This is a genomic window from Streptomyces sp. 2P-4 (assembly GCF_030167965.1).
Taxonomy (GTDB): Bacteria; Actinomycetota; Actinomycetes; order Streptomycetales; family Streptomycetaceae; genus Streptomyces; species Streptomyces globosus_A.
In genome coordinates, this window is record NZ_CP095011.1 from 1,977,006 (window position 1) to 1,999,466 (window position 22,461).

18 protein-coding genes and 1 pseudogene are annotated in these 22,461 nt (G+C 74.6%); 7 read left to right on the forward strand and 12 right to left on the reverse strand.

Annotated features, from left to right (window positions below):
• Position 1 precedes the first annotated feature (1 nt).
• Complete coding sequence (gene eccB, locus MUK52_RS08170) at positions 2-1,570, reverse strand: type VII secretion protein EccB (RefSeq protein ID WP_284575349.1); 1,569 nt, start codon at positions 1,568-1,570, stop codon at positions 2-4.
• 259 nt (positions 1,571-1,829) lie between these two features.
• Between eccB and eccE the strand changes: the two genes are divergently transcribed.
• From eccE to MUK52_RS08185, 3 genes are all read left to right on the forward strand, one after another.
• Entirely contained in the window at positions 1,830-3,104 is a 1,275-nt protein-coding gene (eccE, locus tag MUK52_RS08175) for a type VII secretion protein EccE (RefSeq protein ID WP_284575351.1), read from the forward strand.
• A complete protein-coding gene (locus MUK52_RS08180) occupies positions 3,101-3,811 on the forward strand; it encodes a hypothetical protein (RefSeq protein WP_114054442.1) in 711 nt (236 codons plus the stop codon). The genes eccE and MUK52_RS08180 overlap by 4 nt, the downstream gene beginning before the upstream one ends.
• A gap of 243 nt (positions 3,812-4,054) precedes the next feature.
• Positions 4,055-6,790, forward strand: coding sequence for an SCO5717 family growth-regulating ATPase (locus tag MUK52_RS08185; RefSeq protein WP_284575353.1), 2,736 nt, complete (start codon positions 4,055-4,057; stop codon positions 6,788-6,790).
• A 66-nt stretch (positions 6,791-6,856) separates the two neighbouring features.
• On the opposite strand, the gene MUK52_RS08190 is transcribed toward MUK52_RS08185, so the two are convergent.
• From MUK52_RS08190 to rimP, 8 genes and pseudogenes are all read right to left on the reverse strand, one after another.
• Positions 6,857-7,822 carry a bifunctional riboflavin kinase/FAD synthetase gene (locus MUK52_RS08190; protein WP_114054440.1) on the reverse strand — a complete coding sequence of 322 codons (966 nt, stop codon included), beginning with the start codon at positions 7,820-7,822 and terminating at the stop codon, positions 6,857-6,859.
• A 386-nt stretch (positions 7,823-8,208) separates the two neighbouring features.
• The gene (gene truB / locus MUK52_RS08195) at positions 8,209-9,117 is read right to left on the reverse strand and encodes a tRNA pseudouridine(55) synthase TruB (RefSeq protein ID WP_114054439.1); all 909 of its coding nucleotides are present in this window, start codon (positions 9,115-9,117) and stop codon (positions 8,209-8,211) included.
• The gene (gene rbfA, locus MUK52_RS08200; protein ID WP_114054438.1) at positions 9,117-9,560 is read right to left on the reverse strand and encodes a 30S ribosome-binding factor RbfA; all 444 of its coding nucleotides are present in this window, start codon (positions 9,558-9,560) and stop codon (positions 9,117-9,119) included. The genes truB and rbfA overlap by 1 nt, the downstream gene beginning before the upstream one ends.
• Before the next feature lie 26 nt (positions 9,561-9,586).
• Entirely contained in the window at positions 9,587-9,880 is a 294-nt protein-coding gene (locus MUK52_RS08205) for a DUF503 domain-containing protein (RefSeq protein ID WP_114054437.1), read from the reverse strand.
• Between the two features lie 153 nt (positions 9,881-10,033).
• Positions 10,034-13,096 (reverse strand): annotated as a pseudogene (infB, locus tag MUK52_RS08210) (translation initiation factor IF-2).
• 148 nt (positions 13,097-13,244) lie between these two features.
• Positions 13,245-13,532, reverse strand: a complete 288-nt coding sequence (locus MUK52_RS08215; RefSeq protein ID WP_114054435.1) for a YlxR family protein — start codon at positions 13,530-13,532, stop codon at positions 13,245-13,247.
• Between the two features lie 117 nt (positions 13,533-13,649).
• Positions 13,650-14,660 carry a transcription termination factor NusA gene (gene nusA / locus MUK52_RS08220; protein ID WP_114054434.1) on the reverse strand — a complete coding sequence of 337 codons (1,011 nt, stop codon included), beginning with the start codon at positions 14,658-14,660 and terminating at the stop codon, positions 13,650-13,652.
• Positions 14,661-14,662: 2 nt separating this feature from the next.
• Positions 14,663-15,160, reverse strand: coding sequence for a ribosome maturation factor RimP (rimP, locus tag MUK52_RS08225; protein WP_114054433.1), 498 nt, complete (start codon positions 15,158-15,160; stop codon positions 14,663-14,665).
• A 156-nt stretch (positions 15,161-15,316) separates the two neighbouring features.
• Here rimP and MUK52_RS08230 point away from each other — a divergent pair, with 156 nt between their 5' ends.
• The 4 genes from MUK52_RS08230 to MUK52_RS08245 are packed head-to-tail and all read left to right on the forward strand — an operon-like array spanning position 15,317 to position 18,439.
• Positions 15,317-15,901, forward strand: coding sequence for a hypothetical protein (locus tag MUK52_RS08230; protein ID WP_246042360.1), 585 nt, complete (start codon positions 15,317-15,319; stop codon positions 15,899-15,901).
• Entirely contained in the window at positions 15,898-16,362 is a 465-nt protein-coding gene (locus MUK52_RS08235; protein WP_246042357.1) for a DUF4439 domain-containing protein, read from the forward strand. Before MUK52_RS08230 ends, MUK52_RS08235 begins: the two co-directional genes overlap by 4 nt.
• Positions 16,363-16,378: 16 nt before the next feature.
• Complete coding sequence (locus tag MUK52_RS08240) at positions 16,379-17,329, forward strand: aminoglycoside phosphotransferase family protein (RefSeq protein ID WP_114054432.1); 951 nt, start codon at positions 16,379-16,381, stop codon at positions 17,327-17,329.
• 60 nt (positions 17,330-17,389) lie between these two features.
• Positions 17,390-18,439: a slipin family protein gene (locus MUK52_RS08245; protein WP_114054431.1), complete on the forward strand. Its 1,050-nt coding sequence runs from the start codon at positions 17,390-17,392 to the stop codon at positions 18,437-18,439.
• Between the two features lie 686 nt (positions 18,440-19,125).
• On the opposite strand, the gene MUK52_RS08250 is transcribed toward MUK52_RS08245, so the two are convergent.
• Genes MUK52_RS08250 through MUK52_RS08260 form a run of 3 tightly spaced genes read right to left on the reverse strand, consistent with a single transcriptional unit; the run spans position 19,126 to position 22,342 of the window.
• Positions 19,126-20,835: a proline--tRNA ligase gene (locus MUK52_RS08250; protein ID WP_114054430.1), complete on the reverse strand. Its 1,710-nt coding sequence runs from the start codon at positions 20,833-20,835 to the stop codon at positions 19,126-19,128.
• 42 nt (positions 20,836-20,877) lie between these two features.
• Positions 20,878-21,450 (reverse strand): GNAT family N-acetyltransferase, encoded by a 573-nt coding sequence (locus tag MUK52_RS08255; RefSeq protein WP_284575364.1) that lies wholly within the window; start codon positions 21,448-21,450, stop codon positions 20,878-20,880.
• Between the two features lie 46 nt (positions 21,451-21,496).
• Positions 21,497-22,342: a GNAT family N-acetyltransferase gene (locus MUK52_RS08260; protein ID WP_284575367.1), complete on the reverse strand. Its 846-nt coding sequence runs from the start codon at positions 22,340-22,342 to the stop codon at positions 21,497-21,499.
• Positions 22,343-22,461 lie beyond the last annotated feature (119 nt).

Sequence of the window (22,461 nt, forward strand, 5' to 3'; positions counted from 1 at the left end):
CTCACGAACCCTGCGGCTGACGGGCCGAGTTGGTGTCCAGGCGGGGTCCCTTCGAGAGGAACTCGGACCACGCGATGGGCACCATCGCCGGCACCACGCCGCCGTAGCCGAGCCGGATCTGCGCCTGGCTGGCCTCGGGGCGGCCGTCCGCGGCGGCGCCCTGCGCCTGCGGGTCCGCCGCGCCGATCCCGGACTTCTCGGCGTCGCTGTCGCCGTTGGCCTGGACGGCGTAGCGCAGCCCGGTGTCGGTGACCAGGAACGTGGAGCCGCCCGCGGTCGTCTGCTTGCCCTGCACCTGCGTGTACAGCAGGCCCGAGCCGGGGGTGACGTAGGCGCTGGTGCCGCTGGCGGTGATGTCGACGGGGAAGCCGGTGCCCGCCCAGGTGCTCAGCGTCTGCCCGCCCTGGCCGTCGACCGAGCGCAGCACGTTGCACACGGTGTCGCGGGCGGCGCCCTGGCCGGAGCCCGCCTGGTTGATCCGGCCGGTCTTCTTCTGCGGCCAGCGCGTCTCGCCCTTGAAGACCCCCGGGTCGGGGTTCAGGGACTGCAGGTCGACCTCGCGGGGCTTGCCGTGCATGTTGAGGGCGTCGGTCGCGGGCGCCGAGATGAGCAGCCATGCGGTGAAGTCGGAGACGGGGGCCACCTTCCCCGGCAGCACGACGTAGTGCTGCGCGCCGGAGCCGGTCTGCGCCCGGAGCACCATGCCGACCTTGTTGTCGGCGGTGCCCAGGCCCGGCACGTCGGCCTTCGTGCCGGCCGTGGCGGGCAGCTGGGGGAAGGCCAGGTCGTCGCCGGGGTTCAGGGTGGCCAGCCACTGCTCGGAGACCTGCTGCGGGCTGCCGCCGGTGGTGCCGACCAGGGCGTTCGTCATCTTGGCCGCGTCGGCCGTGCCCTCGGGGAACTTGTACTTGGTGCCCGTCGCGTCGACCAGGTACCGCTCCTTGGACCCGCCGGTGCTCTGCACGTACAGCATCTGCGTGTCCGTCAGGCGGCGCTCGTCGTCGGTGATCCCGGCCTCGCGGTCCGCGAGGACGAAGGTCGCCGTCTGGACGCTCTTGCCGTTGCCGCCGGGCGCCTGGCAGACCGCCCACCGCTTGGCCTTGCCCGCGTCCTTCGGCGACGGGAGCCGGTCGGGGGCGTAGGGGATGCCGATGATCGGGCCGCGGGGCGGCCTGCCCGCGTCCAGGACCTTGTCGTCGACCTGGAGGACCTTGAACTTCTGCGGGTCCAGCAGGAGTCGGGCCGACGCCAGGTTCAGCACCGGGTGCAGGCGGGTCTGGTCCTTGCCGTTCACCTTCGTCTTCAGCACCACGTACCGGGTCGTGGACTGCTTGCCGACCAGGACCTTCGTGCCCGGCTCGTCCCAGCCCTTCGGCGCCTGCGGCTTGAACATGCCCCAGGCGCCGAACCCGGCGAGGATGACGCCTCCCGCGATCAGGCCGGGCACGACCGCCCGCAGCGGACGGGGGGCGCATTCCTCGGAGCCCGTCGCGGACGGCTGCAGGAACGCGGCCACCGTCCGCCGCTTCGCAAAGGTGTACGCGTTGAGTTCATCACGCCGTGATGCCATGACCGTCTGCTTCTCCCCGAACGGCCCGGTCGGCGACTGCGGTCCCCGGGCCTTGATGGTCGGACCGGGGACCTACTATGCCTCTTGACCGAGGACACGCAGGGGCCGGGTAGGGTGAGGCAGCCGCTCAGCGCCTTCCGCACCGGGGTAAACAGGGCCTGTTGGGGTGGATTGAGGAGGTTCCGGAGGCATGCGGCGGGCAGCGCGCGGCCCCGGCACTCACGGGGGTCTCGGCCCGGAAAGGGGAGGTGGGCCACTGATGGCCACCGCGACGCAGCCGCAGACGGGCGCTCCGGCACCCGCACGCAGCGGGGTGACGCCGTATCCGCAGTCGACCCCGGGGCGTTTCGGCCCGTTCCGATTGCAACAACTCGTCCTGCTCCAGGTGGCGGCGGCCGCACTTCTGGTGGCATGGGTCGTCGAGCCCCTGCTGCTGGTGCCCGCGGGCGTCCTCGCCCTGGTCCTGGCCGTGCTGGCGCTCGTACGCCGCCACCAGCGCTCCCTGCCCGAGTGGATCGGCAGCGCCCTCGCCCTGCGGGCCCGGCGCCGGCGCGCCGCCGCGTTCACGGTGCCCGCGGGCACCGAGCCGGGCCTCGCCCCGCTCGTCGAGGCCGACCCGGCGCTGCGGACCATGACGTTCAGCGACCGCGACCGGCGGCCCGTCGGCATGGTCGGCGACGGGACCTTCCTGACCGCCGTCGTCCAGGTCGACACCGACGCCACCGCGCTGCGCCCCGACCGGGGCGAGCGGCCGCTGCCGCTCGCGCTCGTCCGGGACGTCCTCGACGTGGACGGCATCCGGCTGGAGTCGGCGCAGCTCGTGCAGCACACCCAGCCCGCCCCCGCCCCGCACCTGCCGGCGCAGTCGACCGCCGCCCGCAACTACGCCCCGCTCCAGGCCCAGACCGGCACCCCGGCGGTGCGGCTGACGTGGATCGCGCTCAAGCTCGACCCGGAGCTGTGCCCCGAGGCGGTCGCCGCCCGCGGCGGCGGGCTCGCCGGCGCCCAGCGCTGCGTGGTCCGCGCCGCCGACCAGCTGGCGAGCCGGCTCGCGGGCGCCGGGTTCCGGGCGACCGTGCTCACCGAGCAGGAGCTGACGGCGGCCCTGGCCACCTCCTCCTGCGCCAACCCCCGGGTCATCACGCAGGCGGGCCGCTCGTCGAGCACCGGCCGGCGCACCGAGGAGACGGCCCGCACCTGGCGCTGCGACGACCGGCGCCACACCACGTACTGGATCGGCCGCTGGCCGCAGCTCGGCGGCTCGGGCACGGCTTCCCTGCCGCAGTTCGTGGCGCTGCTGACCTCCCTCCAGGCGCTGGCGACGAACTTCAGCCTGACGATGGCCCCCGGCGAGCGGCAGAGCGTCACCCTCACCGGCCACGTACGGGTGACGGGCCGCAGCGACGAGGAACTGGTCGCCGCACGCCGGGAACTGGAGCGCACCGCCCGCGGCGTCCGCACCGGCCTGGTCCGGCTCGACCGCGAACAGGTGCCGGGGCTGCTGGCCTCGCTGCCGCTGGGAGGCGCGCGATGAAGAGCACGGCCAGGGGCGGCTTCGGGCTGATCGGCCCGCGCCGCGAACGGCACACCGTGCCGGTGGCGGACCTCGACGCGCTGGCCCTGCCGGTCGGCGACGACGGCGTCGTCATCGGTGTCGACGCCCACGGCAGGCCCGCGGTGCTCGGCATCAACCGGCCCACCCCGTACGAGGTGACGCTGATCGGCGGCCTGTGGACGGCCCAGGTGCTCGCGCTGCGCGCCGCGGCCACCGGGGCCCGCGTCGCGGTGGAGACCGGCCGCGCCCAGGCGTGGGCCGGGCTGGCGCAGGCGGCCGGCGGCGGGCAGCAGTGCGTGACGCTGCACGACGTGGGCCGGGTTCCGCCGCAGGGCGCCTCCGCGGGGAGCCCGGTGCTGGTGGTCCGCGACTGCGGGATGCGGCCGCCGCGCGGGCGCGTGGTGGCGGGCCCCTGGCAGTCCGTGGTGACGCTGCTGCCGTACCTGAGCCCGACGGCGCCGCGGCTGCTGCAGAACTCGGCGCTCGTCGGCGTCCAGCGGGTCTCCCCGGACGAGGCGGAGCAGATCGGCCGCCTGATGGGCCTGCCCCGGCAGACGGTGGAGTCGCTGCCGACGCTGGGCGACGGCGTGACCCTGTGGTGCACGGCGCGGGACCGGCAGTTCGTCATGACGCAGGGCACGGAGCAGGAGTCCTCCCTCCTCGGGCCCTGCCGCCGCATCGACTGAACAGACCCCCGCGGGCCTGCGTACGCCGCCCCGGTCGGCCGGCGGGGTGACACCGGCTCAGCGGCCCTGCTCGCACTGCGCGCCGCAGGAGTGGCGCGGTGCGGGGCCGCAGGCGCGGGGAACCGGCAGGGGGCGGGGGCGTCGCCCGACGGGGGCGGACACCGGCGTCGGCGCCCGATTAGGCTGGGCGTGGGCGTGGCGCCGAGCGGCGCCGGACCGGTGTTCGACAGACCAGGAGGACGAGTGAGCGGCGATCGGAACGAGAGGCGCGGCGGGGCGTGGGACGTCCCGACGGACGATCAGTCCGACGCGGAGCCCGAGGTGACGGGCGAGTTCACCATCGACTACACGCCGCCCGCCTGGTACACGCAGGGCGCGGCCCCGGCCTCGCCCGTCCCCGCGCTGCCCGAGGGCAGCGGCTTCGAACCGCACCGGCCCTCGGAGCTCGCCTCGCCTCCGACGATGCGCATGGCTCCCCCGGCGCGCACCGCGGACACGGCCGCGCCGGCTCCGGACCCCGCTGCCCCGGCCGTTCCTGACCCGGCGTCGGCGCCCGCGCCGACGGCGGATGCCGCGCCGACGGCCCCCGCGCCCGGCCCGACCCCGGCCGAGGCACCGCAGCCCCTGGCCGCGGACCCGGCCGACGCCCCCGCGCTGCCGGCCGGACCCGCCTTCCCGGAGACGTCCGTACCGGCTCAGGCCGAGGCGCCGCAGCCCTTCGCCGCCGACGAGGGCGCGCCCGCGCCCGCACCGGCCTTCCCCGGGGCTCCGGCTCCGGCCGACGCGCCGCAGGCCGCGCAGCCGCTCACCTCTGCCGAGGGCACGGCGGCGCCCGTACCGGCACCGGCCGAAGCACCGCGGGCCGGGCAGCCGTTCACGGCGGGTCCGGCCGACAGCGCGCCCGCACCGGCCTTCCCCGAGGCACCGGCTCCGGCCGACGCACCGCAGGCCGGGCAGTCCTTCGCGGCAGGCCCGGCCGAGGGTGCGCCGGCGCCCGGACCGGCCTTCCCGGCGGCACCGGCCGAGGTGCCGCAGCACCTCCCGGCCGACGCGGCCGTACCGCCCGCGCTGACGCCCGTACCGGCAGACGCGGCCGCGCCCTCGGCGCCCGCTCCCGTACCGGCGCCCTCCGACGGCGCGGTCCCGGCGCTGCCCGCGCCCTCCCCGCAGGCCCCGGCATCCGGGACGCCGTCCTTCGGCGTGCCGCAGCTCCAGGCGCCCGGGACCGCCTCGTCCGGGCGGGGCATCGTGCTGGGCAAGCCGGCCGGCGCCTCCGGTGCGGTCCCCCACCCGGCTGCCCCGGCCGAGGGGACGGCCCTGCCCCCGGCAGCATCCGAGCCGGCTCCGGCCGATGCGGTGCCCGCCGGGTACACGCCCGCCGGGTACGCACCCGCCGCCGAAGCACCGCCGGCGCCGCAGGCGTTCCCCGCTGCTCCGGCGCCGGCCGACGCTCCCCCGCAGCAGCCGGCCCCTTCCCCGTACGCTCCCCCGGCGACCCCCCAGGGCAACGGCTTCCCGCCCCAGGCCCCCGGCGCGGCGGGCGGCCACCCCTACGCGCCCGCGCCCGCGGTGGGCGGGTACGCCTACCCGCCCGCCTCGCAGGCCCCCGCGGCCCCGCAGGGCTACGGCTTCCCGCCCCAGGCCCCCGCCAACGCCGGCGGCTACGCCTACCCGCCCTCGGCGCCGGCGCCGGCCGCCGAGGCCGCGCCGCTGCATGCCCCCGCCCAGCCGCAGCCGCAGCAGCCGCAGCCGCAGATCGACCCGCGGACCGCAGCCCAGTGGCCGGCCGGCCCGCAACCCGGTCCGCAGCCGCACGACCCGCACTACCAGCCCGGCCCCGCCGCGGGCGGCGCGCCGCTCGGGTACACGGCGGCCGTCGAGCTGTCCTCCGACCGGCTGCTGCGCGGCAAGCAGAAGCCCAAGCCGCAGCGGGCGGGCTTCCGCTTCGGCGGCAAGGCGGCCGAGGCCGAGCGCCTGCGCAGGCTGGAGCTGATCCGCACCCCGGTGATGTCCTGCTACCGGATCGCCGTGATCAGCCTCAAGGGCGGCGTCGGCAAGACGACGACGACCACCGCGCTCGGCGCGACCCTGGCCAGCGAGCGCCAGGACAAGATCCTGGCCATCGACGCGAACCCGGACGCCGGCACCCTCGGCCGCCGGGTCCGCCGCGAGACCGGGGCGACCATCCGGGACCTGGTCCAGGCGATCCCGTACCTGAACTCGTACATGGACATCCGGCGGTTCACCTCGCAGGCCCCCTCCGGCCTGGAGATCATCGCGAACGACGTCGACCCGGCCGTGTCGACCACGTTCAACGACGAGGACTACCGCCGCGTCATCGACACGCTCGGCCGCCAGTACCCGATCATCCTCACCGACTCCGGCACCGGCCTGCTCTACTCGGCGATGCGCGGCGTCCTGGATCTCGCCGACCAGCTGATCATCATCTCGACGCCGTCCGTGGACGGCGCGAGCAGCGCCAGCACCACGCTCGACTGGCTCTCCGCGCACGGGTACGGCGACCTCGTCTCGCGCTCCCTCACCGTCATCTCCGGGGTCCGCGAGACCAGCAAGATGATCAAGACCGAGGACATCGTCCAGCACTTCGAGACCCGCTGCCGCGGCGTCGTCGTGGTGCCCTTCGACGAGCACCTCGCCGCCGGCGCCGAGGTCGACCTCGACCTGATGCGGCCGAAGACCCGCGAGGCGTACTTCCACCTCGCCTCCCTCGTGGCCGAGGACTTCGTCCGCGCCGCCCGGCAGGCGCCCCCGCAGCAGTGGGGAGCCCCGCAGCCGCCGGCGGCCCCGGGGCAGCCGTACGGGCAGCCGCACCCCCAGGCCCACCCCCAGGGCGCTCCGACCGGCTACCCGCAGCCCTACCCTCAGCCCGCGCAGCCGTACCCCGCCCAGCCGGGCGGACCCTGGCCGCAGCAGCCGCAGCCGGGCCAGCAGCCCCCGCGCGACCCGCGCCTCGGCTGAGGGCCGACGCCGAAGGGCCCGTGCCCCCTCCGGGGGGCTCGGGCCCTTCGCCGCTGCTCCGCGCGCTCAGTGCAGCGCGTGCCGCGCGTCGTACTCCTGGGTCAGCGCCCGCGCCCGCTTCACGTCGTCCGCGATGGCCTCCAGCAGGCCGTCCAGCGACTCGAACCGGGCCATGCCCCGCACGTAGGCGAGGAAGTCCACGGTGACGTGCAGCCCGTACAGGTCGAGGCCGATCCGGTCGATCGCGTACGCCTCCACGGTCCGCTCGGTGGCGTCGAACTGCAGGTTCGTCCCCACCGAGATCGCCGCCGGCATCCGCTCGCCGTTCGCGGTCAGCCAGCCCGCGTACACGCCGTCCGCGGGGATCGCCGTGTGCGGCGGGGTCTCGACGTTGGCCGTGGGGTAGCCCAGCTCGCGCCCGCGCTGCGCGCCGCGCACGACGACGCCCTCGACGCGGTGCGGGCGGCCCAGCACCTCGGCGGCGCCCTCCATGTCGCCCTCGGCGACCAGCTTGCGGGCCAGCGTGGAGGAGAACGGCACGCCGCCGCCCGCGGTGCCCCGCTCGAAGAGGTCGACGACCTCGACCTCGTAGTCGTACGTGGCGCCCAGCTCGCGCAGGAAGTCGACGTTTCCGGCGGCGCGGTGGCCGAAGCGGAAGTTCGGGCCCTCGATGACGGCGCGCGCGTGCAGCTTGTCGACGAGCACCTTCACGATGAAGTCGGACGGGGAGAGCTGCGAGAACTCCGCCGTGAACGGCAGGATCAGCAGCGCGTCCACCCCCAGCCCGGCCATCAGCTCGGCGCGCCGGTCGTACGGCGCCAGGATCGGCGGGTGGCTGCCGGGGCGGACGACCTCGCTGGGGTGCGGGTCGAAGGTGACCACGACGGACGGCACACCGAGCTCCCGCGCCCTGGCGACGGCACGCCCGATGATCAGCTGGTGGCCCCGGTGCACACCGTCGTACGAGCCGATGGTGACGACGCTGCGCCCCCAGTCCTGGGGGATGTCCTCCAAGCCACGCCAGCGCTGCACTGTGACCGCTCCTCGCCCGAACCGTGTAGGCCCTGTCCTGTGTCCTGCCGATACCAGGTCTAAGACTGCCATGCCCCCGCCCGGCGTCCCGCATCGGTGTCGGGCCGGGCCGGGCTCTGTGTCACCTCCGCGGGAGGCACGCGAGGCGCACCGGACGTCCGCCCGGCGCCCACAGGCGGGCGGCCGGCGAAAAGCGCCCCCTTGCGCTCCGTCCAGTCACTCCGCGCGCCTGCCCGGACGGGTGAACAAAGGGGCCCCGGTGGATAGAGACTGACCGAGGGGGGTCGTGGAGCGGTGAGCAGAAGCCGGTGGGCGCTCGCCGCTCCACGTCAACGCCGCCGCGCGGGGCCGGCGTACGCCGGGGGCCAGGCGCGGGTCAGCGCAGGTCAGGCGAAGACCGCCAGCGACTTCGCCTTGCCGCCCTTGCTCTCCACCAGGCCGAGCAGCTGCCCCTGCGGCCCGAAGACCGCGATCGGCCCGCGGTCCGCGTACTCCTCCGGCATCTCGATCCGGACGCCGTTGCCGAGCAGCGAGGCCCGGCGGGCGTCCAGGTCCCATCGGGGGAACGCCGCGGCGGCCGCGTCGCCGATCGGCATGACGGTCAGCTCCTCCTGGAGCTGCTCCAGGGTCCGCGCCCGGTCCAGCTTGTACGGGCCCACGCGGGTGCGCCGCAGCGCGGTCAGGTGGCCGCCGGTGCCGAGGTCGGCGCCGAGGTCCCGGGCGAGGGCGCGGATGTACGTACCGCTGGAGCAGACGACGGAGACGACCAGGTCGACGACCTTCGTGCCGTCCTCCGCCTCGGCCTCGCGCATGTCGTACACCCGGAACGACGAGATGGTCACCGGCCGGGCCGGGATGTCGAAGTCCTCGCCGTCGCGGGCGCGCTTGTAGGACCGCACGCCCTTGATCTTGATGGCGCTGACCTTCGACGGGACCTGCATGATCTCGCCCGTCAGCTTGGCGACGCCCGCGTCGACGGCCTCGCGGGTGACCGCGGAGGCGTCCGCGGAGGAGGTGATCTCGCCCTCGGCGTCGTCGGTCAGGGTGTTCTGGCCGAGGCGGATGGTGCCGAGGTACTCCTTCTCCGTGAGCGCGAGGTGGCCGAGGAGCTTGGTGGCCTTCTCGACGCCCAGGACGAGCACGCCCGTCGCCATCGGGTCGAGCGTGCCCGCGTGGCCGACGCGGCGGGTCCTGGCGATCCCGCGCATCTTCGCGACCACGTCGTGCGAAGTGAAGCCGGACGGCTTGTCGACGATGACAAGGCCGTCCGGCGCCTTCCCTGCGTTGGTGCTCATTACGCGGTTGCGTCCTCGTCGTCGCCGGACTTCTTGTACGGGTCGGCGCCGCCGGCGTACTCGGCACCGGAGGACACCTCCCGGACCTGGGCGTCGGAGGCGCGCGCCTTGTCGAGGAGGTCCTCGATGGTCCGCGCGTTCTCCGGCAGGGCGTCCGCGACGAACGTCAGGGTGGGCGTGAACTTGGTGCCCGCCGCCCGGCCGACCGCCGAGCGCAGGACGCCCTTGGCGCTCTCCAGGCCCGCCGCCGCGCTGGCGCGGTCCTCGTCGTCGCCGTAGACCGTGTAGAAGACCGTCGCCTCCCGCAGGTCGCCGGTGACCCGGGTGTCCGTGATGGTCACGTGGGTCCCGAGGCGGGGGTCCTTGACACCTCGCTGCAGCTTCTCGGCCACCACCTCCCGGATGAGGTCCGCCAGCTTCTTCGCCCGCGCATTGTCGGCCACTGGTCCGTCTCCTTCTTTCCTTGCATTCAGTCTTCATCACCGTGGAGCCGCCTGCGCACCGACAGCAGCTCCACTTCCGGACGCGCCGCGACCAGCCGCTCGCAGCGGTCCAGTACGTCCGAGAGGTACCCCGTGTCGCCGCTCACCAGCGCGACCCCGATACGGGCCCGGCGGTGCAGTTCCTGGTCGGCCACCTCTGCCGCGCTCACGGAGAACTTCCGCTGGAGCTCGGCGACGATGGGCCTGACGACGGAGCGTTTCTCCTTCAGCGAGTGGACGTCGCCGAGGAGCAGGTCGAAGGACAGAGTCCCCACGTACATGCAGTTCCGGATGTCCCGCCGGTCCGGGTTCGGTGGCCTGCCGGCCGACTGGCGGCAGGGTCACCAGAACCGTACACGCAACGGCCGGGGCCGATCGACGGAAATACTCCGCCGACCGGCCCCGGTCACGACACGGTACGAACCGCCTCGCGCTTACGCGCGGGGCTTCTCGCGCATCTCGTACGTCGCGATGATGTCGTCGATCTTGATGTCGTTGAAGTTGCCGAGGTTGATACCGCCCTCGAAGCCTTCGCGGATCTCGGTGACATCGTCCTTGAAGCGGCGCAGACCGGTGATCGTGAGGTTCTCTGCGACGACCTTGCCGTCGCGGAGCAGGCGCGCCTTGGTGTTGCGCTTGACCTCGCCGGAGCGGATGAGGACACCCGCGATGTTGCCCAGCTTGGACGAGCGGAAGACCTCGCGGACCTCCGCGGTACCGAGCTCGACCTCTTCGTACTCCGGCTTCAGCAGGCCCTTCAGGGCCGCCTCGATCTCCTCGATGGCCTGGTAGATCACCGAGTAGTACCGGACGTCGACGCCCTCGCGCTCCGCCATCTGCGCGGCACGGCCGGCCGCGCGGACGTTGTAGCCGATGACGATGGCGTCGGAGCCCATCGCCAGGTCGATGTCGGACTCGGTGACCGCACCCACACCGCGGTGCAGGACGCGGATGTCGACCTCTTCGCCGACGTCGAGCTGGAGCAGCGAGGACTCCAGGGCCTCGACCGCACCGGACGCGTCGCCCTTGATGATGAGGTTGAGTTCCTGGACCAGACCGGCCTTGAGCACGGAGTCGAGGTCCTCGAGGGACACGCGACGGACGCGCTTGGCGAAGTTGGCGTTGCGCTCGCGCGCCGCGCGCTTCTCGGCGATCTGGCGGGCCGTACGGTCCTCGTCGACGACGAGGAAGTTGTCGCCGGCGCCGGGGACGTTGGTGAGACCCAGGACCAGGACGGGGGTCGACGGACCCGCCTGCTCGACGTTGTTGCCCTTGTCGTCGAGCATGGCGCGGACACGGCCGTACGCGTCGCCCACGACCATCGTGTCGCCGATGCGCAGCGTGCCGCGCTGGACGAGGACGGTCGAGACGGCACCGCGGCCGCGGTCGAGGTGGGACTCGATCGCGATGCCCTGGGCGTCCTGCTCGGGGTTGGCGCGCAGGTCGAGCGCGGCGTCCGCGGTCAGGACCACGGCCTCGAGCAGCTTGTCGATGTTCAGGCCCTGCTTGGCGGAGATGTCGACGAACATCGTGTCGCCGCCGTACTCCTCGGCCACCAGGCCGTACTCGGTGAGCTGGCCGCGCACCTTCGTCGGGTCGGCGCCCTCGACGTCGATCTTGTTGACCGCGACCACGATCGGCACGTCGGCCGCCTTGGCGTGGTTCAGGGCCTCGATCGTCTGCGGCATGACACCGTCGTTGGCCGCCACCACGAGGATCGCGATGTCGGTCGACTTCGCACCGCGGGCACGCATGGCGGTGAACGCCTCGTGACCCGGGGTGTCGATGAAGGTGATCTTGCGGTCCTCGTCGTTGACCTGGGTCGCGACCTGGTAGGCACCGATGTGCTGGGTGATGCCGCCGGCCTCGCCCGCGACGACGTTGGTCTTGCGGATGGCGTCGAGGAGGCGGGTCTTGCCGTGGTCGACGTGGCCCATGACGGTGACGACCGGCGGACGCGCGACCAGGAACTCCTCGCCGCCCTCGTCCTCGCCGAACTCGATGTCGAAGGACTCGAGCAGCTCGCGGTCCTCCTCCTCCGGGCTGACGATCTGAACCGTGTAGTTCATCTCGTCGGCGAGGAGCTGGAGGGTCGCGTCGGACACGGACTGCGTGGCCGTGACCATCTCGCCGAGGTTCATCATGACCGCGACCAGCGACGCCGGGTTGGCGTTGATCTTCTCCGCGAAGTCGGTGAGGGACGCACCGCGCGACAGGCGAACGGTCTCGCCGTTGCCGCGGGGCAGCATCACGCCGCCGACGGACGGGGCCTGCATGGCCTCGTACTCCTGGCGCCGCTGCCGCTTCGACTTGCGGCCGCGGCGGGCCGGACCGCCGGGACGGCCGAACGCGCCCTGCGTGCCGCCGCGGGCACCGGGGCCGCCGGGACGGCCGCCGAAGCCGGGACGGCCGCCGCCGCCACCCGGGCCGCCGCCGAAGCCGCCGCCACCCGGACGCGGGCCGCCGAAGCCGCCGCCCGCCGGGCGCGAGCCCGACCGGCCGGACGGCCGGCGAAGCCGCCGCCGCCGGGACGGCCGGCGCCGCCCGGACGGGGACCGCCGGCACCGGGACGGCCGGGGCCGCCGCCGGGACGCGGGCCGGGACCGCCGGCCGCGGGACGCTGCGGCATCATGCCGGGGTTCGGGCGGTTGCCGCCCGGCGTCGGGCGCGGGCCCTGCGGGCGGGGCATGCCGCCCGGGGTGGGACGGGGACCGCCGGGGCCTGCGGACGCGGGCCGCCGCCGGGACCGGCCTGCGGACGCGGGGCGCCGGCGCCGCCGGCACCGGGGCGCCGGGGCGCGGTGCGCCGCCCGGACGGGGCGCCTGCGGGCGCGCCATGCCGGTGGAGCCGCCGGAGGTGAACGGGTTGTTGCCCGGGCGGGGACCCGCGGGGCGGGCACCCGGACGGGGGCCGGGGGCCGCGCCGCCGGGGCGCGGGGCCTGGGCACCCGGGGTCGCACCGGGGCGCGGGGCGCCGGGACGGGCACCGCCCTGGCCGCCGGCCGCGGGACGCTGCTGCGTCGGGCGCGGGCCGGGGGTCGCACCCTGGGCCGGACGCGCGGGCGCGGCCGGGGGTGCGGTGAACTCGGTCGCCACGGGCGCCGCCGGAGCGGGCTTCGGGGCGGCCGGAGCCTTCGGGCCGGGACGCGGGCCGGGAGAGGCCGGAGTCACCGGGGCAGGCGCTGCCGGGGCCTCGGCTGCGGCCGGCTTGGGGGCCGGGGCGCCGGGCTTCGGGGCGGCGGGACGTGCAATGGGGCCAGGGGTCGGGACCCCGGGCTTGGCGGGGGCGGCCTTGCGGGGCGCTCCCGGCTTGGCAGCGGACTTGCCGGCGTTGCCGCCGGGCCCCTGCAGTGCGTCGGTCAACTTGCGCACAACCGGCGCCTCGATCGTCGAGGACGCCGAACGGACGAACTCACCGAGTTCCTGGAGCTTGGCCATGACGACCTTGCTCTCCACTCCGAACTCCTTGGCGAGTTCGTATACCCGGACCTTAGCCACTTCGCTCCTTTGAGGTCCGGGTTGCGCCGGACCGTCGCTACTTCATGGGCGTACTCATCGCGTACTCATCGAGTGCTCATCGCAATCTCGACCTACTTCCAACTCGCGAGGTACCTGACCGCACGGGGTGTCCGTGCCGTACTACTTCTTACGGTGCCGCCGCGGCCACAGCGGCCACGGCGTCGCTCAGTCCGGCCGTGTCGAGCGCGCCCGGGGACCTGAGGGCCCGGGGGAACGCCCTGCGGCGGACCGCCTTGTCGACGCACACCGCGGCGGGGTGCACGTAGGCACCCCGGCCGGGCAGCGTACCGCGAGGATCGGGGACGCACGCGTCCCCGACCGCCACGATGCGCAGCAGTTCGCTCTTGGCCGCTCGCGCCCGGCACCCCACACAGGTGCGTTCGGGGCATGCGCGGGCTTGCGTCCGGCCAGACACGCCTAAGTCTACCTCCCCGTACCGACCTCACCCCTTCGGGCGCAAAATCGAACGGACGTTGTCGCGATCTGCTGTCTTGAACTGTGTACCCGCAGGGAGCGCCCGCGGGTAGCGGTTTTATTCCCCGCCCCGGGCCCGGTCGGCGTCCGGGGACGCCTCCGTGTCGGGGCGGATGTCGATGCGCCAGCCGGTCAGCCGCGCGGCGAGGCGGGCGTTCTGGCCCTCCTTGCCGATGGCCAGCGACAGCTGGTAGTCGGGGACGGTCACCCGCGCGGAGCGCGAGTCCCAGTCGACGACCTCGACCTTGCTCACCCGGGCGGGTGACAGGGCGTTCGCCACCATCTCCGCCGGGTCGTCCGACCAGTCGACGATGTCGATCTTCTCGCCGTGCAGCTCGGCCATGACGTTGCGCACGCGGGCGCCCATCGGGCCGATGCAGGCGCCCTTCGGGTTGAGGCCCGAACGGGTCGACCGTACGGCGATCTTCGTGCGGTGGCCGGCCTCGCGGGCGATCGCCGCGATCTCGACGCTGCCGTCCGCGATCTCCGGGACCTCCAGCGCGAAGAGCTTCTTCACCAGGTTGGGGTGGGTCCGCGACAGCGTCACCGACGGGCCGCGGACCCCCTTCGCCACCCGGACGACGTACGCCTTGAGGCGCAGCCCGTGCGGGTACTCCTCGCCGGGGACCTGCTCCTGCACCGGCAGGATGGCCTCCAGCTTGCCGATGTCGACGAGGACGTTCTTGGGGTCCTTGCCCTGCTGGACGACACCCGTCATGACGTCGCCCTCGCGGCCGGCGAACTCGCCGAACGTCAGGTCGTCCTCGGCGTCGCGCAGACGCTGGAGGATCACCTGCTTGGCGGTCGTCGCGGCGATCCGCCCGAAGTCCGACGGCGTGTCGTCGAACTCCTTGGGCTCCTGCCCCTCCTCCAGGTCCCGCGGGTCCTCCATCGCCCACACGACAACGTGCCCGTTGGTGCGGTCCAGCTCCACGCGCGCCCGGCGGAAGCTGCCCTCGGTGCGGTGGTACGCGATGAGGAGGGCCGACTCGATCGCCTCGACGAGCAGGTCGAAGGAGATCTCCTTCTCCCGGACCAGACCCCGCAGGGCACTCATGTCGATGTCCACGGCTACGCCTCCTCTTCCTTCTTGTCCTTGCGGTTGAACTCGATCTCGACACGCGCCCTGGCGACGTCGGCGAACGCGATGCGGCGCGCGGTGGCCTTGCGGCCCTTCACACCGGGGACCTCGAGGTCCATGCCCTCGTCGTCGACGCCGAGAATGCGGGCGATCAGTTCCCCGCCATCGGACAGCTGGAACTTCACCAGGCGGCCGATCGCCCGGACGTAGTGGCGGTGCTCGGTCAGCGGGCGGTCGGCGCCCGGCGAGCTCACCTCCAGGACGTACTCGCCCTCGCCCATCGCGTCGGTCTCGTCCAGCCTGTCGGAGACCTCGCGGCTCAGCTCGGCACACGCGTCCAGTTCCACGCCCTCGTCGGAATCCACGATGATGCGCAGCATCCGGCGCTTGCCGGCCTTCGACAGCTCGATGTCCTCGAGATCAAGGCCCCTGGCGGCGACGAGCGGCTCCAGCAATCCGCGCAGCCTGTCGCTCTGGGTGGTGCTCATCCGGGTGACTCCTCGGCCGCGTGTGCTGTTGTGGGTTACGTCGCGTGTCAGACCAAAGGGTATCCGGTCGCGGAGGGTGTTGCCGTCCGCCCTGTGGACAAGCCCCCGGGTACCGTGATCACACCCTGCCCTTCCCCACCCCCCGAGGACGTCGCCGTGCCCTGGACCCCTCCCACCGGACCCTCGCGCAGGAGCCTGCTCGCCGGCGCGGCCGCCACGGCCGGCGCGGTACTGGCCAGCGGCTGCTCCGGCGGCTCCCGCCCGCCGGCGCCGCCGAGCGGTGTTGCACTCGAACGGCGGATGCGCGCATCGGCTGTCCGCGACAGCGAACGGCTGCTGGAACGTTACGACGCCACTGCAGCCGCCCACCCCGCGCTGGCCGGCCGCCTCGCCCCGCTGCGCTCCGCCGTCGCCGCGCACGCGGGGGCGCTGGCCTGGCCGACCGGGGCAGACGGGGCCGGCGGGGCTCCGGGGGAGGCGGCGGGGACCGCGTCCGGCTCCGCCGCGCCGTCGGGTGCGCCGTCGCCGGGCGGGACGCCGCCGGCCGGCGGGGTGCAGGTCCCGCCGGAGCCGGACAGGGCACTGGCGGCGCTTGCGGACGCCGAGCAGTCCCTCGCGGAGGCCCGCACGGCCGCCCTGGCCGGAGCCCCCGGCGAGCTGGCCCGCATGCTGGCCTCGGTCGCCGCCTGCGGCGCCGTCCACGTCCACCTGCTGACCCCCGCCCCGGGAGCCGCCTCGTGAAGCCCTCGCCCTCCGCCCCCTCCCCCGCCGGGCGCGCCCTCGACGCCGCCCAGGCAGCGCTCGCCGCCGAGCACGCCGCCGTGTACGGGTACGGGGTCGTCGGCGCGCGCGCAGGCGAGCGGGCAGCCGAGGCGCGCGAGGCGCACGGCACCCACCTCGCACGCCGTGACGCGCTGGCGCGCGCCGTGCGCGACCTGGGCGGCTCCCCCCGGCCCTCCGACCCGGCGTACGCGCTCCCGTACGAGGTGCGCGGCGCCGGCGACGCCGAGCGGCTGGCCGCGGAGATCGAGGACCGCGTGGCCGGCGCGTACGCCGACCTGGTGCGGGCGGCGGACGGCCCGCTGCGCCGCGAGGCGGCCGACGCGCTGAGCGCTGCGGCGGTCCGCGCGGCGCGCTGGCGCGGCGGCGGCGTAGCCTTCCCTGGGCTCGCGGAACGCGCACAGCCCGCCGGGAACAGCTGAAGGGGAACACGCACGCATGGCTTTCGAACCGCCGCAGCGGCTCGTACGGGCGCTCGGCGAGACGCCGGACGGGGACGGAAGCACGGCCGACTGGCTGGAGCGGCTGCCCCGGCTGGCCGAGGCGGCACTGGACCGGCGTGCGGTACGGGCCCAGCGGGTCCAGGCCCCCGGCGGGCGCAGCAGCCTGGTGGTGCTGGTGCAGTACGAGGACGGCACGCCGGCCGTGCTGAAGCTCGCTCCCCCGCAGGCGCGGCCCGACCGGGAGCTGGCCGCGCTCGCCCACTGGGGCGGCTTCGGCGCCGTACGGGTCCTCGACACCCGCCACCACGCCGAGGACGGGGCGCTGCTGCTGGAGCGGCTGCACCCGGAGGTCTCCCTGCGGTCCCTGCCCGAGGCGAAGGCGCTGCTGGAGGCCTCCGGGACGCTGCGGCGGCTGTGGGTGAAGCCGCCGGAGGGGCACCCCTTCGAGACGGTCGCCGAACGGACGGCCCGGCAGGCCGGGGCGCTGCGCGCGGCGGTGCAGGCGGGGGCGGCCGGAGCGGGCGCCTCGGCGGGGGCCGGGGCGCTGGCGGAGGCCGCGCTCGCGGTGCACGAGGAGCTGACGACGGGGCCGGGGCAGGGGCCGGGCGGAGAGCAGCTGCTGCTGCACGGCAACTTCCGGCAGGGCAAGGTGCTGGCCGGCGACCGCGCGCCGTGGCTGGCCGTGGGCCCGGAACCGGTGGTCGGCGAGCGCGCGTACGACCTGGCCCGGCTGGTCCGGGACCGGCTGGAGGACCAGGTGGCCTCGTCGGCGGGGGCCGCGGGCGCCCGGCGCAGGGTGAACAAGCTGGCCGACAGCCTGGAGGTGGACCGGGACCGGCTGCGCGGCTGGACGCTCTTCCGGGCGGTCGAGTCGGGCACCCGCGCCCTGGCCGCGGGACGGCGGCGCGATGCGGAGCTCCTGCTGGAGTTCGCGGCCTGGCTTTAGGGGCATACCGGTACATAAGGGTGTACCGATGTATCACGGGCAGCCTGCAGGGAGGCCGCCATGTTCCAGGAACTGCTGACCGCGGCGATCGCGGCGGGCGTATGCCTCGCGGTCGCCACCGCCTCTGCCGCCCGCATCGTCAGGCAGTACGAACGCGGCGTCGTACTCCGCTTCGGCCGCCTGAGGGAGGGCATACGACAGCCCGGATTCACCATGATCATCCCGGCTGTGGACCGGCTCCACAAGGTCAACATGCAGATCGTGACGATGCCCGTGCCGGCGCAGGAGGGCATCACCAGGGACAACGTCACGGTCCGCGTCGACGCCGTCGTCTACTTCAAGGTCGTCGACCCGGCGAGCGCGATCATCGAGGTCGAGGACTACCGCTTCGCCGTCTCCCAGATGGCCCAGACCTCGCTGCGCTCCATCATCGGCAAGTCCGACCTCGACGACCTCCTCTCCAACCGGGAGAAGCTGAACGAGGGCCTGGAGCTGATGATCGACAGCCCGGCGGTGGGCTGGGGCGTCCAGATCGACCGCGTGGAGATCAAGGACGTCTCCCTCCCGGAGACGATGAAGCGCTCCATGGCCCGCCAGGCCGAAGCCGACCGCGAACGCCGCGCACGCGTCATCAACGCGGACGCGGAACTCCAGGCCTCCCGCAAACTCGCCGAGGCGGCCGCAGTCATGTCGGACCAGCCGGCGGCCCTCCAACTCCGCCTCCTCCAAACGGTGGTGGCCGTGGCGGCGGAGAAGAACTCCACCCTGGTCCTCCCGTTCCCGGTCGAACTCCTCCGCTTCCTGGAACGCGCCACCCCGGACCCCCAGCCCGATCCCGCACCGGCGGCGGGTGCGCGCCCGGAGCCCGAGCCGCGATCCGCATCCCCGGCAGTCGAAGCCGCCCCACCGCTCGGGCCGCCGACACACCCGCCGCGCGCGGTCGAACCCGCCGAAACACCGAAGCACGCCGAGCGGGCGCTCGAAGCACCGGCGCAGCCGCAGCCCCCGGCCGGCGAGAGCAGCACCCAGCCCCGCCCCGAAGCCGCGGCCGATCCACAACCAGGACCGCCCCCACAGGTGAACGGCTCGCACCCGCCCCCCGCAGACTGACCCCTGCACGTGACGGCGGCCGAATCCCCCACCGCATCGGTCGCGCAGTACCGTGACTCCGCAGGGGTCCGGTTCGCCGGAGGGCGGCACTTCTCCTCGACGTCGAGGGCGTGCTGGTGGATTGGGCTTCCGGGAGGTGGGACGACCGGTGGAGGAGAGTGAGGCGAGGCGCCTTGCGGAGGAGTTCGGTCGCGGCCGCATCGAGCGGTGGGATGAGTGGGCGTGCGAACTCGGCCTGTGGGCGACTCCGGCCGTCACAGGCGTGTTCGGCTTCACCTGGCACCCCACGGCAAAGGACGGGGAGGGGCGTCCGATCCGGCTCGGCGGGAACTGGCCGATCCTCGTCGACCCGGAGACCGGCTCATGCCGACTCGTGCAGGGGCTGCCGGAGTTCTCGACCCTGAGGGGCACCTCGACGGCTCGTCGTACCGGCCGTGCCGCCGCCCGCGGAAAGCGCCCGCCCGGGTAGGTGCAGGCGTCGCCCGACGGCCTGCCACCACGGCACGCCGTCGGGCGGCGTCGGGCCGATCTCGTTCCGATGGCCGCAAGCCGGCTCTTGAGCCACCGGGCTGCACCTCCATGAAGCCGCGCAGCGCGGCACACTCCAGCCCCGCCGGCGTTCGAGGCGCCGTGGGGCGGAGCCCCGCGGGAGCCTGTGGCCCCCGCGGGCCCGCCGGGGGACGGCGTCAGGACGTCAGGCGGGCCAGGGCCTCCGGGAGGGGGAGTTCCTCGCGGGTGCCCGAGGCCCGGTGCTGGAGTTCGACCACGGACTCCCCTGCCCGGCGGCCCGCGACCAGAATCCACGGCACGCCGATCAGCTCCGCGTCGGTCAGCTTCACCCCGGGCGAGAGCCCGGCCCGGTCGTCCAGCAGGACGCGCCGCCCGGCCGCGGCCAGCGCCTCCGCGGCCTGTTCGGCGAGCGCGAGCTGCACCGCCTTGCCCGCCGCGACGACGTGGACGTCGGCCGGGGCGACCTCCGCCGGCCAGGACAGGCCCCGCTCATCGGCGGTCTGCTCGGCGAGGGCGGCGACGGCGCGCGAGACGCCGATGCCGTAGCTGCCCATGGTGACCCGCACCGGCTTGCCCTCGCGGCCCAGCACGTCGAGCCCGAAGGCGTCGGCGTACTTGCGGCCGAGCTGGAAGATGTGGCCGACCTCGATCGCGCGGTCGAGCCGCAGTCCGGCCCCGCACTGCGGGCAGGGGTCGCCGGGCTCCACGACGGCGACGTCGAGGTAGCGGTCCACCTGGAAGTCGCGGCCGCAGACCACGTTCCGGGCGTGCGTGTCCGGCTTGTTCGCGCCGGTCACCCAGGCCGTGCCGGGCGCGACCCGCGGATCGGCGAGGTAGCGGACCTTGCCGAGGCCCTGCGGACCGACGTACCCGCGCACCAGGTCGGGGCGGTCGGCGAAGTCCTCGGCGGTGACGAGTTCGACCTCGGCGGGCGCGAGGTGCTCGGCCAGCTTGCCGAGGTCGACTTCCCGGTCACCGGGCACGCCGACCGCGGTGATCTCGCCGTCGACCTTGACCAGGAGGTTCTTCAGCGTCGCGGACGCGGGGACGCCGAGGTGCGCGGCGAGCGTCTCGATGGTGGGGGTGCCGGGGGTGGGGATCTCCTCCAGCGGCGGGTGCTCCCCCGCCGCGGCCGCGCCCTCCCCGGCCAGGGGGAACGTCACCGCCTCCGTGTTCGCCGCGTACCCGCAGCCAGGGCAGTCGGCGAACGTGTCCTCGCCGGCGGCCGCGGGCGCGAGGAACTCCTCGGACGCGGAGCCGCCCATCGCCCCGGACACCGCCGAGACGATCCGGTGGTCGAGCCCCAGCCGGGTGAAGATGCGCCGGTAGGCGGCCCGGTGCAGGGCGTACGACTCGGCGAGGCCCTCGTCGCTGACGTCGAACGAGTACGAGTCCTTCATCTGGAACTCGCGCCCGCGCAGCACGCCGGAGCGCGGGCGGGCCTCGTCGCGGTACTTCGTCTGGATCTGGTAGAGGATGACCGGCAGGTCCTTGTAGGACGTGCACTGGTCCTTCACCAGCAGGGTGAAGATCTCCTCGTGGGTGGGCCCGAGGAGGTAGTCGGCGCCCTTGCGGTCCTTGAGCCGGAAGAGCAGGTCGCCGTACTCCGACCAGCGCCCACTGGTCTCGTACGGCTCCCTCGGCAGCAGCGCGGGCAGCAGCACTTCCTGGCCGCCGATGGCGTCCATCTCCTCGCGGACGATGCGCGAGACGTTCTCCAGGACCCGCTTGCCGAGTGGCAGCCACGTCCACACGCCCGCGGAGCTGCGGCGGACGTATCCGGCGCGGACGAGGAGGCGGTGGCTGAGGGTCTCGGCGTCGGCCGGATCCTCGCGGAGGGTCCGCGCCATCAGCCGGGACATGCGCTGCACGTGTTGCGTTGCCATGCCGCGAGGCTATCGAACGGCGGCGGGGCGGCCGAAGGGATTTCAGGGCCGCGGCAGCGGCAGCGGGGCGCCCATGACGGCGTACGGGAGGCTCGCGCTCGGGAAGTGGACCTGGCGGGCGAGGTCGGTGTAGCCGAGGGAGCGGTAGAGCCGGCGGGCGGGGCTCTCGGCGTCGATGGCGGAGAGGATCGAGCGGGGCTCGGCGGCGCTGTCGGTGATGCGGGTGATGAGGGCGCGGCCGACGCCGCGGCCCTGGAAGCCGGGGTGGACGTGCAGCTCGGTGATGACGAAGGAGCCGTCGAGCCAGCCGTCCTGTCCCTCGGCGCGCAGGTAGGGCTCGACGATGGAGGACCACCAGTAGGTGCGGTCGTTCGGCATGCCGTACACGAACGCGGCGAGCGCCCCGTCGTCGGTGTAGGCGCCGAGGGCGCGGGCGCCGGGGCAGGTCATGTGGCGCTGGACGATGTACCGGCGGATGCCGACCTCCTCCTCGCTGAGGCCGAAGGCCACCGCCTGCACGCGCAGGGCCTCGTCCACGCGGGCGGCGAGGTCGAGGGGGCCGATGGTCAGGCCGGCGGGCCGGGCGGGGCCGTCGCCCGCGGGGGTAGGCAGCATGCGGTGACCTTACTCGGCGGTCGCGGCGGGCCGGTACGCCCGGGAGCTAGAACAGGACGCTCATGAACGCGCCGACCTCGCGGAAGCCGACGCGGCAGTAGGCGGCGCGTGCCGCGGTGTTGTAGTCGTTGACGTACAGGCTGACCACGGGGGCGACGTCGCGGAGCGCGTACTCGACCACGGCGGCCATGCCGGTCTCGGAGTGGCCGCGGCCGCGGAACTCGGGGGCGACCCAGACGCCCTGGATCTGGCAGGCGGCGGGGGTGGCGGCGCCGATCTCGGCCTTGAAGACGACCTTGCCGTCCTCGACGCGGGCGAAGGAGCGGCCGGATCCGACGAGCTCGGCGACGCGGGCCTGGTAGAGGAGGCCGCCGTCGCCGGCGAGCGGGGAGACGCCGACCTCTTCGGTGAACATGGCCACGCAGGCGGGCATGATCAGGTCCATCTCGTCCTTGCGGATGCGGCGGACGAGCGGGTCGGGGCGGACGTCGGCGGAGGGCTGCTCGGTCACCATGAGCGGCTGGTGGGCGCGGACCTCGCGGGCGGGCCCCCAGCTGGGTTCCAGGAGCCGCCACAGCAGGGACGTGGCTTCGGCGGGGCCGACGATGGAGGAGCAGCGGCGGCCGGTGCGGCGGGCGCGGTCGGCGAAGGCGCGGACGGCGTCGGGCGGGGCGCAGACGGGGACGAGGTTGGCGCCGGCGTAGCAGAGGGAGCGGAGCTCGCCGTCGGCGTAGTAGCCCCACATCTCGCCGCCGAGGCGCCAGGGGTCGAGGCCGGCGACCTGGACGCGGGAGGTGACGAAGGCGTTCTCGACCGGCTCGCGTCCGAGGACGGCGAGGGCGGCGTCGAGGTCGCCGGGCCCAAGGACCCGGGTGGTGGTCTGCGTCAACACTGGGGCCTCACATGCAGGGCTGCTGATCTCCGAACTGTACCCGCCGCGGGTCGGGGCCGCCTGGTCCGGCCGGGTGCCGGAACGCCGCCGGCCCCGTCCGCGAGCTGCGGGGACGGGGC